The sequence below is a fragment of the Solwaraspora sp. WMMA2101 genome (assembly GCF_049179175.1).
GTDB lineage: Bacteria > Actinomycetota > Actinomycetes > Mycobacteriales > Micromonosporaceae > Micromonospora_E.
This window is the reverse complement of record NZ_JBMHMA010000006.1, coordinates 4,179,313-4,191,881: the sequence shown is the minus strand read 5'-3', so window position 1 is coordinate 4,191,881 and position 12,569 is coordinate 4,179,313. Positions and strand designations below refer to the sequence as shown.

Below are 12,569 nucleotides of genomic sequence, written 5' to 3'. Positions count from 1 at the left end.
GCCGGCCGGGGTCTGGGACCTGGCCGGGGCCGCGCTGGTGGCAGCGGTGAGCTGATCAGACGTTGGCACGGGTGTCCTCCGTGGTGGCGAAGAGTTCGGCGACCCGGTGCCGGCGCTGGTCGAGCCGGTGCAGCGGCAGGTCGAGGTCGACGACTGCGGTGAGGATCCGGTCGTACACGTCTGTGCCGCCGTCGGTGGGCACCGGCACCAGCAGCAGCTGCCCTTCCCGGGTGACCAGCAGGTCGGCGGCGGCCAGCCGGGCGGCGAGCGCCTCGGTGCCCTCGCTGACCTCGATGGCGAGCACGTCGCTGGTGGTGGTCATGTCGGAGAGCTGAGCGGAGCGCAGCAGCCGACCACCGTCGATGGCGATCAGCGAGTCGCAGATCCGCTCCACCTCGCCGAGCAGGTGCGAGCAGACCACCACCGAGATGCCGAACTCGGAGCCGATGCGGTGAATGAGGGCCAGCATGGCGTCCCGGCCGGCCGGGTCCAGGCCGTTGGTCGGCTCGTCCAGCAGCAGTAGGTCCGGGTCGTGCACCAGCGCCTGGGCCAGCTTGACCCGTTGTTTCATGCCGGTGGAGTAGCCGCCGATCTGGCGGTACCGCTCCTCGTAGAGCCCGACGTGGCGCAGTGCCTCGGAGGCCCGTTCCCGGGCGGCGGCGCGCGGCAGCCCGCTGATCCGCCCCAGGTGGGTGACGAATTCGGCGGCGCTGAGGTCCGGTGGCAGGCAGTCGTTCTCCGGCATGTAGCCGACCCGGGCACGGACCGCGTCGGTGTCGGTGGTCGGGTCGAGCCCGAGGACGCGGGCCTGACCGCTGGTCGGCGCGAGCAGGCCGAGGAGGATCTTGATGAGGGTCGACTTGCCGGCGCCGTTGGCGCCGACCAGGCCGACGATGCCGGGCTGCACGTCGACGGTAAGGTCGGCCAGGGCCGTCACCCGCCCGCCGTACGTCTTGGTCAGCGCTTCGGTCGCGATGAGAGTCACCCGGTCAGCGTAGAAAGACCTGGCACCTGGTGGGATGGGGTTTCCCCCTCAATGTTCCCTGAGGTGCACCCCACGCTCCGCCACTAGGGGTGGCCTGCCGCCGCGCCGTCAGAGGTTGCCCGCGCCGATCGGTGCCGAACCTTGTTCCGGTTCGACCCGGATCGGACGTCGACATCCTGCGATGGCGAGAGAACTCGCCGTGCCAGTCTCGACCCACGGCCGGCAGGCTGCGAAACTGTGAGCCGATCCATTGGGGGTGTGATGACCGACGGCTGGGTGCTGCCTGACGACGTGCTGCGGGACGCGCCGGCGTACACGCCGCGGCCGTTCGAGCTGGCCGATCTTGAGCTGATCCTCTCCGGTGCCTACGCCCCGTTGACCGGCTTCCACACCCGTGCCGACCTGACCTCGCTGCGCAGCCGCGGCCGGCTGGCCGACGGCACGGTCTGGCCGGTGCCGGTCACCCTGGAGGTGCCGGCCAGCCTCGTCGCCGGTCTCGACCTGACCAACCCGCTGCAACGGGTGCTGGTGCTGGCCGATACCGAGGGTGCTCCGGTGGCGGCGCTGGACGTCGTCGACGCCTGGCCAAGCCGGGACGGCTACTCGGCCGTCGGCGGCCGGGTCCGTCGGCTCGGTGACGGCGTCCACGGGCCGTTCCAGCGGCTGCGCCGCAACCCCGAGGAGGTACGCGCGCTGCTGCCGCCGGGGCGGGTGCTCGGGGTCATCGCCGACCGTCCGTTGCACCGCCCTCAGTTGGCGCAGATCGCACACGCCGCCCGTACCCTGGCCGCGCACCTGCTGATCCTGATTCCGGTAGCCGACGGCGGGATCAGCGGGCTGACCCCCGAGGTGCTGGTCCGGTCGGTCTTCGCCGCCCGCGACCGGATGCCGCCGGCGACGCTGGTCGCGGTGCAGCTGACCCGGCGCGGCGACGAGATCCGTGACGCACTGCTGCGGGCCCGGGTGGCCGCCGCGTACGGCGTCACCCATCTACTCTCCACCGGCGAGATGCTCTCCGGCGGCGGCCCCCGGGTGCTGGTGCCCCGGGAGCTGGCCTACGACAACCGGGACGGGCAGTGGCGCTGGCGCGACGACATCCCGCCGCGCAACCGACGCCTGGCGTTGAGCCAGGAGGAGATCGACGACCTGCTCGACCGGGGCTTCCCGCTGCCGGAGTGGCACACCCCACCGGCGGTGGCGCGGGAGTTGGCCCGGGCCCGGCCGCCCCGGCGCCACCGTGGGCTGGTGGTGTTCTTCACCGGGCTGTCCGGCTCCGGTAAGTCGACCATCGCCCGAGGGGTCGCCGACGCGCTGCGCGAGTCCGGAGACCGCACCGTCACCCTGCTCGACGGCGACGTGGTACGCCGGGAACTGTCGGCCGGGCTGACCTTCTCCAAGGCCGACCGGGACCGTAACGTGCGCCGGATCGCCTGGGTCGCCGCCGAGGTGGGCCGTCACCACGGGGTGTCGATCTGCTGCCCGATCGCACCGTACGCGCAGGCCCGGGCGGCTGCCCGGCAGATGGCGGCGGAGGCCGGGGCCGGCTTCCTGCTGGTCTGGGTGGCGACGCCGCTGGAGATCTGCGAGGCCCGCGACCGCAAAGGCCTGTACGCCAAGGCCCGCGCCGGCCAGTTGACCGGGATGACCGGCGTCGACGACCCGTACGAGGAGCCGACCGACGCCGATCTGGTGCTCGACACCAGCGAAATGAGCATCGAGGCAGGCGTGCAGGCGGTGCTGCACCATCTGACCGAGACCGGCTGGGTGGAACCCCGACTGCAGCCGGCCTGACCGCACCGCCCCTACGCCCGGCACCGCCCGGACTTCCCGGGCCCGCCCACCGGTTGTCCAGATGACGGGAAGTAGCCCGCCCGGCCGGTCCCCGGCGACCCACGTCGGCGTTGACCTCCACGTAGGTGTTCAGCCGCACCGCGTGGAAGGGAAGGCCGATGCCGATACGCAGCCGGATCCCCGCGCCGTTGGCCCGGATCGTGCCGGCCCGGCCCTGGTCGTACGGTCGGTGGACCGCACCCGCCCGAGTGTTGCCGACGTTTCTGATCTGCGGCGGCCACCGGTGTGGCACCGCCGGGTTGCACCGGCTGCTCGCCGCCCACCCGCTGGTGCTGCGGGCGGCCCGCCGCGACGGGGTCAGCTTCTTCGACGTCTCCTACGAGCGCGGCATCGACTGGTACCGGGGACACTTCCCCCGGCAGCGCACCGCCCGGCGGCTGCAACGGCGGCACGGCGGGCCGACGGGCACCTTCGAGAACAGCCCGTACTACCTCTACCACCCGTACGCGGCGGTGCGGATCGCCCGGGACCTGCCTGACGTGCGGCTGCTCGTGCTGGTCCGCAACCCGGTCGACCGGGCCTGGTCGCATTTCCGGCTGGAGCGGGCGGCCGGGCACGAACCGGAGCCGTCGTTCGCCCGCGCGCTGGTGCTGGAGTCGGCGCGGCTACGGGGCCAGGAGGAGCGGCTCGGTGTGGAGGCCGGCTACCGCAGCTTCGCCCACCAGCACCACGCCTACCGCCAGCGTGGCGAGTACGCCGCGTACCTCGGCCGGCTGGCCGGGCAGGTCGGCCGGGACCGGATCCACGTGGTGGAGGCGGAGCGGCTGTGGGCGGCACCGGCGCGGGTCTACGCCGAGGTGCTGGATTTTCTGGGGTTGCCGCTGCTCGGCGTACCGCAGGCGGCCCCTGGTGGGCCGCCGGCCGTCGGCGAGGGCGCCGTGGTCGAGCCGCTGGCCGGCCGGATCCGGCGGGAACTGGGTGACCACTTCGCCCCGCACGACGCCCGGCTCGCCGACTGGCTCGGTCGCCCGCCGTTGTGGCGTACCGCCGATGCCCCGCGCCGGATGCCGCCGCACCCGGACGCCACCACCTGGTGAGACAGGCGGCCAGCGGCACGGTCGCCGGTGGGGCGGCCTCTTCCACTCGGCCGCACTGCGCGATAGTGTTCGGATCTGTTTGATTAGGTTCGAGCACGTGGGAGGCGTCGTGCGGCGGCTGACCTTGGCGATCGACAGGCCCAACGTCGACGGGCCCGGCGTCGACGGCCGCCGGCAGCGGGCCGGTACCCGCTGATGCTCGCCCCGCAGCGGCAGTCGGCGATCCTGGACCGGGTCCGCGCCACCGGCGGGGTACGGGTCAGCGACCTGTCCGCCGAGTTCGGCGTCTCCGACATGACGATCCGCCGTGACCTGGACATCCTCGCCGAACGCGGCCTGCTGGCCAAGGTGCACGGCGGGGCGACGCTGGTCGACCCCGGTGCCGCCGACGAACCCGGTTTCGCGGCGAAGTCGGCCCGTCAGCAGGCGGAGAAGGCGGCGATCGCGGCCCGCGCCGCCGCCCTGGTCACCCCGGGCGGCGCGGTGGCGTTGTCCGCCGGCACCACCACCGTCGAGCTGGCCCGCCGCCTGGTCGACGTCGCCGGGCTGACCGTGGTGACCAACTCGATCCCGGTCGCCGACGTGTTCTACCGCGACGGCCGCACCGACCGCACCGTCATCCTCACCGGCGGCGTGCGGACCCCGTCGGACGCGCTGGTCGGACCGGTCGCCGTCGCCGCGCTGCGCCACCTGCACGTCGACCTGCTCTTCCTCGGGGTGCACGGAATGAGCGAGCGGACCGGGTACACCACGCCGAACCTGCTGGAGTCCGAGACCAACCGGGCGATGATCTCGGCGGCCGCCCGGCTGGTCGTGCTCGCCGACCACACCAAGTGGGACACCGTCGGCATCTGCTCGATCGCCCCGCTGGCCGCGGCCCAGTCACTGGTCTGCGACGCCGGGCTGACCGCCGCCGCCCGCGACGCCCTCACCGGGCACGACGTCGAGCTGCTGATCGCCGACCCACACCGATAGGAACCCCGATGAAGCGCAGTACCGTACGACTCGCCGACGGGCGGGAGCTGATCTACTTCGACGAGCGCGACGACGCCGTCCGCGACTCCCCCGACCTGCGCGAGCTGCCCCCACCGCCACCCGCCTCCGAGCTACGCTACGACCCGCTCACCGACGAGTGGGTGGCGATCGCGGCGCACCGGCAGACCCGCACGTTCCTCCCGCCGACCGACCAGTGCCCGCTGTGCCCGTCGCGGCCCGGCCGGTCCAGCGAGATCCCGGCCGACGACTACGACGTGGTGGTCTTCGAGAACCGCTTCCCGTCGCTGAGTGACCGGATCGGCGCTCCCGCTCACGCTGCCGCCGCGTCGGCCGGCGACCAGCCCGGCATCACCCCGTTCACCCCGACCCGGCCCGGACTCGGCCGCTGCGAGGTGGTCTGCTTCACCGCCCGGCACGACACCTCATTCGCCGCCCTGCCACCGGCCCGGGTACGCACCGTCGTCGACGCGCTGGCCGACCGTACCGCCGAACTGTCCACGCTTGAGGGCGTGGAGCAGGTGTTCTGCTTCGAGAACCGGGGGGTGGAGATCGGGGTGACCCTGCACCACCCGCACGGGCAGATCTACGCGTACCCGTTCGTGACGCCGCGCACCCGGGCGCTGCTGGCCGCCGCCCGCCGGCACGCCGACGCCACCGGCGGGCGGAACCTGTACGCCGACGTGCTGGCCGCCGAGCGGGCCAGCGGCGAGCGGGTGGTGGCGGCGAACGAGCTGTGGACCGCGTACGTGCCGGCGGCGGCCCGCTGGCCGTACGAGGTGCACCTGGCGCCGCACCGGCAGGTGCCGGACCTCGCCGCGCTGAGCGACGCCGAGCGGGACGCCTTCGGCCCGCTCTACCTGGACGTGCTGAGCCGGTTCGACCGCCTCTTCGACACCCCGCAGGGCACCGGGTACATCGCCGCCTGGCACCAGGCACCGGTACGGGTGGAGCGGGAACTGGGCTACCTGCATCTGCAGGTGTTCACGGTGCGGCGGGCGGCGGACAAGTTGAAGTATTTGGCCGGGTCCGAGTCGGCGATGGGGGTGTTCATCAACGACATCCGCCCCGAGCAGGCCGCCGCCCGACTGCGCGAGGTCGCCGACTGACCGCCCCACCCCGCCCACCCCACTACCTCGACGATCTTGGACTTATCGCGAGCTTTTGTCTTATTTGTCCGTCGATAAGTGCAAGATCGTCGGGATCATGGGTGGTGAAGGAGGGTGGTGCACGTGGTTGCGGGGGGCCCGGGACAGGGCCCCCCGCAGGGAAGGGACGGCAGGCTGCTGGTTCACAGCCGAGGACCGACCGCTGACGTCATGATGCTCAGGGCGACCGCCAGCGCCCGACCCCCTTTGGACGCGACTGGCACCACGTCCATCCTGCTCAACGATTCGCTGTCGGCACCGGTGACGGTGCCGACGGCGGCAGGCGCTCAGGCGCTCAGGCGCTTGGCCAGGTTGCTGTCGAGAGCCGCCATGAACTCGTCGGTGGTCAGCCACGGGGCGTTGCGGTCGATCAGCAGCGCCAGGTCCTTGGTCATCTGGCCGCCCTCGACGGTGTCGATGCAGACCTGCTCCAGGGTGTTGGCGAACTCGGTCACCGCCGGAGTGCCGTCCAGCTTGCCCCGGTGCGCCAGGCCCCGGGTCCAGGCGAAGATCGACGCGATCGGGTTGGTCGAGGTCTTCTCGCCCTTCTGCCACTGCCGGTAGTGCCGGGTGACGGTGCCGTGCGCCGCCTCGGCCTCGACCGTACGGCCGTCCGGGGTCATCAGCACCGAGGTCATCAGACCGAGCGAGCCGAAGCCCTGAGCGACGGTGTCCGACTGCACGTCACCGTCGTAGTTCTTACAGGCCCAGACGAAGCCGCCCTCCCACTTGAGCGCGGCGGCCACCATGTCGTCGATCAGCCGGTGCTCGTAGGTGATGCCGGCGGTGGCGAACTCGGCGGCGAACTCGGCCTCGTACACCTCGGCGAAGATGTCCTTGAACCGGCCGTCGTAGGCCTTGAGGATGGTGTTCTTCGTCGACAGGTAGACCGGGTAGCCGCGGTCCAGGCCGTAACGCAGCGAGGCGCGGGCGAAGTCGCGGATCGACTCGTCGAAGTTGTACATGCCCATCGCGACGCCGCCGCCGGGGAAGTTGGCGACCTCCATCTCGACCGGGGCGCTACCGTCGGCCGGGGTGTAGGTGATGGTCACCGTGCCCGGGCCGGGCACCACGAAGTCGGAGGCCTTGTACTGGTCGCCGTGGGCGTGCCGACCGATGATGATCGGCTTGGTCCAGCCCGGCACCAGCCGGGGCACGTTCGACATGATGATCGGCTCACGGAACACGACACCGCCGAGGATGTTCCGGATCGTGCCGTTCGGCGACCGCCACATCTTCTTCAGGCCGAACTCCTCGACCCGGGCCTCGTCCGGGGTGATGGTGGCGCACTTCACGCCGACGCCGTGCTGCTTGATGGCGTTCGCGGCGTCGACCGTCACCTGGTCGTCGGTCTCGTCGCGGTACTGGATCGACAGGTCGTAGTAGTGCAGGTCGACGTCGAGGTAGGGCAGGATCAGCTGCTCCCGGATCTGCTTCCAGATGATCCGGGTCATCTCGTCGCCGTCGAGCTCGACGACCGGGTTCGTTACCTTGATCTTCGCCATCGACCGGCGCTCCTCTCGGAAACTCGTGTTAGCAGTACGAGCGTACTGGATTGCCGGTCGGCGCGTGCAGCCGGTGACCGAAGCAGTGACGGACGACGACGGGGCGGGTACGGCGCACGACGCCGTACCCGCCCCGGTCTTCGCTGGCGATCTGCCCGCCGCCTACAGGTTCGCGACGTCCGCCTGCTTGGCGCGGACCGCCTCGGCGGCCTCGGCCAACGCGGCCAGCTCGGTCTCGGTCAGGTCGGTGGTGACCACCCGGCGCACGCCCTCGGCACCCAGCTCGGCCTCGACGCCCAGATAGACGCCGTCGATGCCGTACTCGCCGGTGACCCAGGCACAGACCGGCATCACCGCGCCGGAGTCCTCCGCCACGGCCTTGGCCATGCGGGCCGCCGCCGCCGACGGCGCGTAGTACGCCGAACCGGTCTTGAGCAGGGCCACCACCTCGGCGCCACCGTTGCGGGTCCGGACCACCAGCTCCTCGATCTTCTCCGCCGGCAGCAGCTCGGTCAGCGGCTTGCCGTTGACCGTGCACCGCGACGGCACCGGCACCATCGTGTCGCCGTGCGAGCCGAGAGTCAGCGTACGCACGGTCGCCACCGGTACGGCGAGCGTCTCCGCGACGAAGTGCGAGAAGCGGGCGGTGTCCAGCATGCCGGCCTGCCCGAGCACCCGGTTGCGTGGGAAGCCGGTGGCGATCTGCGCCAGGGCGGTCATCTCGTCCAGCGGGTTGGACACCACGATGACCACCGCGTCCGGGGCGTACCGGGCGACGTTCTCCGCCACCCCACGGACGATCTTCGCGTTGACCTCGAGCAGGTCCATCCGGCTCATCCCCGGCTTGCGGGGCAGCCCGGCGGTGATGATGACGACGTCGGAGCCGGCGATCGCCTCGTAGCCGGACCCGTCGACCCCGGTGGTCGCACCGACGACCTTGGTCTCGAAGCCCTCGATCGGCCGCGACTGGTTGATGTCGAGGGCCAGGCCCTCGGGCTTGCCCTCGATGATGTCGGTCAGCACGACGGTGTCGAAGACGTCGTACTCGGCCAGGCGCTGCGCGGTCGTCGAGCCGTAGAAGCCGGCCCCGACGACGGTGACCTTCTTGCCCATTGTCGTCTCACTCCCTGCTACCGGGCGAATTTGTCGGGACCGTATCAGCCAGGTAACGGCTCGGCGGCCCAGGGGCGCGCCCGGAGACCCACCTCACGCGCCAAGCACGGTCCCGCCCTCACGCGTCACCCGTCACGCGGCGGCCAGGCCCCGCTCGGCGAGCTCGACGACGTTGGTCAGCAGCATCGCCCGGGTCATCGGGCCGATCCCGCCGGGCACCGGCGCGAGAGCCCCGGCGACCTCGGCGACGTCCGGTGCCACGTCACCGGTGTACTGGCCCTTGCCGTTCTCCCCGATCACCCGGGTGATGCCCACGTCGACCACGGTCGCCCCGGGGCTGATCATCTCGGCGGTGACCAGGCCGGGCACCCCGGCCGCAGCGATCACGATGTCGGCCCGGCGGGTGTGGTCGCCCAGGTCCAGGGTGCCGGTGTGGCACAGCGTCACCGTGGCGTTCTCGCTGCGCCGGGTCAGCAGCAGGCCCAGCGGTCGGCCGACCGTCGTACCGCGCCCGATCACCACGACCTCGGCGCCCCGGATCCGGATCCCGTGGCGACGCAGCAGCTCGACGATGCCGCGCGGCGTACAGGCCAGCGGCGCGTCGAAGCCGAGCACCAGCCGGCCCAGGTTGACCGGGTGCAGTCCGTCGGCGTCCTTGTCCGGGTCGACCCGTTCCAGCACCCGCTGGGTGTCGATCTGCGCCGGCATCGGCAACTGGACGATGTAACCGTGGCAGGTCGGGTCGGCGTTCAACTCGGCGACGACCGCCTCGACCTGCTCCTGGCTGGCGTCGGCGGGCAGGTCGCGGCGCAACGAGGCGATGCCCACCTCGGCGCAGTCGCGGTGCTTGCCGTTGACGTACGCGTGGGAGCCGGGGTCGTCACCGACCAGCACCGTACCGAGCCCGGGCACCACGCCCTGCTCGGCCAGGGCCTTGACCCGGGCGCGCAGATTGTCCTTGATCGCGGCGGCAGCCGCCTTACCGTCCAGAATTGTCGCCGTCACGTCACCGATCGTCTCACGGGCGTACGTCGGCACCGTAGGCCGCCGCCACCTGCACCGCCTGGCCCAGGTCGATCCGGGCATCGGTGAGATCGAGACCGCGCAGCTCGACCCCGGCCAGGTCCGCGCCGCGCAGGTCGGCACCGCGCAACGTCGCGGTGGCCAACCGGGCGTAGCCGAGGTCCGCCCCGGTCAGGTCCACCCGGCTCAGGTTCGCCCCGGTCAGATCGGCCTCCCGCAGCCGCAGGCCGGACAGCTTCGTCCCGGTCAGATCCGCCCCGCGCAGCAGCACGAAGCCCCAGTCGCCGCCGTCGACGTGCAGCGGTCGCAGCGTGCAGTCCAGGAACTGGGTCCCGGTCAGCTTGCAGTCGGTGAAGGTCGCGTCGAAAAACGACGACCGCCGTACGACGCAGTGCAGCAACGCGCAGTGGGTGAACGTGGCCGCGTTCGCCCGTACGTTGGCCAGCACACAGTTGGTGAAGACGCAGCCGGCCAACGTCGCCTCGGTCAGGTCGACGTCGAGAAACTCGCAGCGGTCGAAGTGGACGCGGTCGAACTCGTCGAGCGCCCAGTCGGCGCCGACGATCCGTTGCTCGACCCGCTGCTGCGTCGACACGACGGCGACCGGCGGCTCAGTGGAAGAAGTGCCGGGTACCGGTGAGGTACATGGTGACCCCGGCGGCGGCCGCCGCGGCGATCACCTCCTCGTCGCGCATCGATCCGCCGGGCTGCACGACCGCCCGTACCCCGGCGTCGAGCAGCACCTGCAGGCCGTCGGCGAACGGGAAGAACGCGTCGGAGGCGGCCACCGACCCGGCGGCCCGCTGCGCACCGGCCCGGCGGACCGCCAACTGGGCGGAGTCGACCCGGTTGACCTGGCCCATCCCGACCCCGACGGTGGCCCCGTCGGCGGCCAGCAGGATCGCGTTGCTCTTCACCGCCCGTACCGCCCGCCAGGCGAAGACGAGGTCGGCCAGTACGGCGTCGTCGGCCGGCGTACCGGTGGCCAGCCGCCACTGCGTCGGGTCGTCACCGGCGGCGTCGATCCGGTCGGCGGTCTGGGCCAACGTACCGCCGGTGACCTGCCGCCACTCGACGGCGGCCGGCTGCCACGGCGGCGCGACCAGCAGCCGCAGGTTCTTCTTCGTCGCCAGCACCTCGACGGCCCCGGGCTCGAACCCGGGCGCCACCACGACCTCGGTGAAGATCTCCGCGATCTGGCCGGCCAGCTCGGCGGTGACCGGCCGGTTGACCGCGATCACCCCGCCGTACGCCGACACCGGGTCGCAGGCGTGCGCCTTGCGGTGCGCCTGCGCGACGTCGTCGCCGACCGCGATGCCGCACGGGTTGGCGTGCTTGATGATCGCCACCGCCGGGGCGGTGAAGTCGTTCGCCGCCCGCCAGGCGGCGTCGGCGTCGACGTAGTTGTTGTACGACATCTCCTTGCCGTGCAGCTGCTCGGCCTGGGCCAGCCCGGCCGGGGCCGCCGGGTCCAGGTAGAGCGCGGCCCGCTGGTGCGGGTTCTCGCCGTAGCGCAGCACGGCGGAGCGGCGCAGCGCCGTACCGGCGAACTCGGGCCAGTCCACCGACTGGTCGGCGTCCGCGTCGACCAGGACGCGGGCACACCAGTCGGCGACCGCCACGTCGTACTCGGCGATGTCGGCGAAGGCCCGCGCCGCGAGGGCGCGGCGCTGCCGCAGGGTGAAGCCGCCGTCGGCGAGGGCCTGTTCGATCAACGGGTACGCCGACACCGAGGTGACCACCGCGACGCTGGCGTGGTTCTTCGCCGCCGCCCGGACCATCGCCGGGCCACCGATGTCGATCTGCTCGACGCAGCCGTCCAGGTCGGCACCGGAGGCGACGGTCTGCGTGAACGGGTAGAGGTTCGACACCAGCAGGTCGAACGGCGCGACGCCGAGATCGGCCAGCTGCCGGGTGTGGTCGGCCGAGCGCAGGTCGGCCAGGAGTCCGGCGTGGACGTGCGGGTGCAGCGTCTTGACCCGACCGTCGAGGCACTCGGGAAAGCCGGTGACGTCCTCGACCCGGACCACCGGCACGCCGGCGGCGGCGATCGTCGACGCCGTGGAACCGGTGGAGACGATCTCCACCCCGGCGGCGTGCAGCAGGCCGGCCAGTTCGGTCAGGCCGGTCTTGTCGTAGACGCTGATCAGCGCACGGCGGACCGGGCGACGGCCGTCGGTGGTGGTCGGGTTCATCCGATGGTGACCTTTCGGTGCGAGATGCTCCAGCCGTGCCGGACCAGCCGGCCGACGTACTCGACGAGTTGGGCGCGTTCGGCCTGCTTGATCCGCTCGGTCAGGCTGGCCTCGTCGTCGTCGGGTTCGACCGGGACGGCGACCTGGGCGACGATCGGGCCGGTGTCGACGCCCGCGTCCACGAAGAACAGGGTGGCCCCGGCCAGCTTCACCCCGTAGGCCAGGGCGTCCCGGGGGCCGTTCATGCCGGGGAAGGCCGGCAGCAGCGAGTTGTGGGTGTTGACGTACCGGTCGCCGAAGGCGTCCAGGAACCGCGCGCCGACCAGCTTGAGGAAGCCGGCGGAGACGACCAGGTCGGGCCGGTACGCCGCGACCTGGTCGGTCAGCGCCGCGTCCCAGTCGGCGCGGGTCGGGTGGTCGCCGACGCGGGTCACGAAGGTCGGCACTCCGGCGGCGGCCGCCCGGTCCAGGCCGGCGATGCCGTCGCGGTCCGCGCCGACCGCGACCACCTCGGCGCCGTACGCCGGATCGGCGGTGGCGTCGAGCAACGCCTGCAGGTTGCTACCGGAGCCGGAGACGAGCACCACGAGTCGGGCGGCGGACGAGGTCACGCCAGCACCCTACCCGGCGGTGCGCCGGTGCGTCGCAGGCCATCGGGCGACGGGATTTGCGCTGACCAGATACGCTGCCGGTCGCTCGGGCAGTTTCCATCTCCGGCC

11 protein-coding genes are annotated in these 12,569 nt (G+C 72.1%); 4 read left to right on the top strand and 7 right to left on the bottom strand.

Annotated elements, in window-relative coordinates; all coding sequences use genetic code 11:
• Positions 1-55 precede the first annotated feature (55 nt).
• Positions 56-985 (bottom strand): ABC transporter ATP-binding protein, encoded by a 930-nt coding sequence (locus tag ACN28F_RS20050; protein WP_421359164.1) that lies wholly within the window; start codon positions 983-985, stop codon positions 56-58.
• Positions 986-1,246: 261 nt separating this feature from the next.
• Here ACN28F_RS20050 and cysC point away from each other — a divergent pair, with 261 nt between their 5' ends.
• The 4 genes from cysC (at position 1,247) to galT (ending at position 5,975) form a co-directional block, all read left to right on the top strand.
• Entirely contained in the window at positions 1,247-2,776 is a 1,530-nt protein-coding gene (cysC, locus tag ACN28F_RS20045; protein WP_289210830.1) for an adenylyl-sulfate kinase, read from the top strand.
• A 158-nt stretch (positions 2,777-2,934) separates the two neighbouring features.
• Entirely contained in the window at positions 2,935-3,873 is a 939-nt protein-coding gene (locus ACN28F_RS20040; RefSeq protein ID WP_421359162.1) for a sulfotransferase domain-containing protein, read from the top strand.
• Positions 3,874-4,068: 195 nt separating this feature from the next.
• Positions 4,069-4,848, top strand: coding sequence for a DeoR/GlpR family DNA-binding transcription regulator (locus ACN28F_RS20035; RefSeq protein ID WP_421359160.1), 780 nt, complete (start codon positions 4,069-4,071; stop codon positions 4,846-4,848).
• 8 nt (positions 4,849-4,856) lie between these two features.
• Positions 4,857-5,975, top strand: coding sequence for a galactose-1-phosphate uridylyltransferase (galT, locus tag ACN28F_RS20030; protein ID WP_421359158.1), 1,119 nt, complete (start codon positions 4,857-4,859; stop codon positions 5,973-5,975).
• A 326-nt stretch (positions 5,976-6,301) separates the two neighbouring features.
• Here galT and ACN28F_RS20025 read toward each other — a convergent pair whose 3' ends face one another.
• The 6 genes from ACN28F_RS20025 to purN all read right to left on the bottom strand — a co-directional run bounded on the left by ACN28F_RS20025 (position 6,302) and on the right by purN (position 12,461).
• Entirely contained in the window at positions 6,302-7,519 is a 1,218-nt protein-coding gene (locus ACN28F_RS20025) for an NADP-dependent isocitrate dehydrogenase (protein WP_289209420.1), read from the bottom strand.
• Between the two features lie 162 nt (positions 7,520-7,681).
• Positions 7,682-8,632: a malate dehydrogenase gene (gene mdh / locus ACN28F_RS20020; protein WP_289209419.1), complete on the bottom strand. Its 951-nt coding sequence runs from the start codon at positions 8,630-8,632 to the stop codon at positions 7,682-7,684.
• Positions 8,633-8,764: 132 nt separating this feature from the next.
• Complete coding sequence (locus ACN28F_RS20015) at positions 8,765-9,637, bottom strand: bifunctional methylenetetrahydrofolate dehydrogenase/methenyltetrahydrofolate cyclohydrolase (RefSeq protein ID WP_289209418.1); 873 nt, start codon at positions 9,635-9,637, stop codon at positions 8,765-8,767.
• A 13-nt stretch (positions 9,638-9,650) separates the two neighbouring features.
• A complete protein-coding gene (locus tag ACN28F_RS20010; RefSeq protein WP_289209417.1) occupies positions 9,651-10,250 on the bottom strand; it encodes a pentapeptide repeat-containing protein in 600 nt (199 codons plus the stop codon).
• A 16-nt stretch (positions 10,251-10,266) separates the two neighbouring features.
• On the bottom strand, positions 10,267-11,850 hold the full coding sequence (gene purH / locus ACN28F_RS20005) for a bifunctional phosphoribosylaminoimidazolecarboxamide formyltransferase/IMP cyclohydrolase (RefSeq protein ID WP_421359155.1): 1,584 nt from the start codon (positions 11,848-11,850) through the stop codon (positions 10,267-10,269).
• On the bottom strand, positions 11,847-12,461 hold the full coding sequence (gene purN / locus ACN28F_RS20000) for a phosphoribosylglycinamide formyltransferase (RefSeq protein ID WP_289209415.1): 615 nt from the start codon (positions 12,459-12,461) through the stop codon (positions 11,847-11,849). The genes purH and purN overlap by 4 nt, the downstream gene beginning before the upstream one ends.
• Positions 12,462-12,569: the final 108 nt, after the last annotated feature.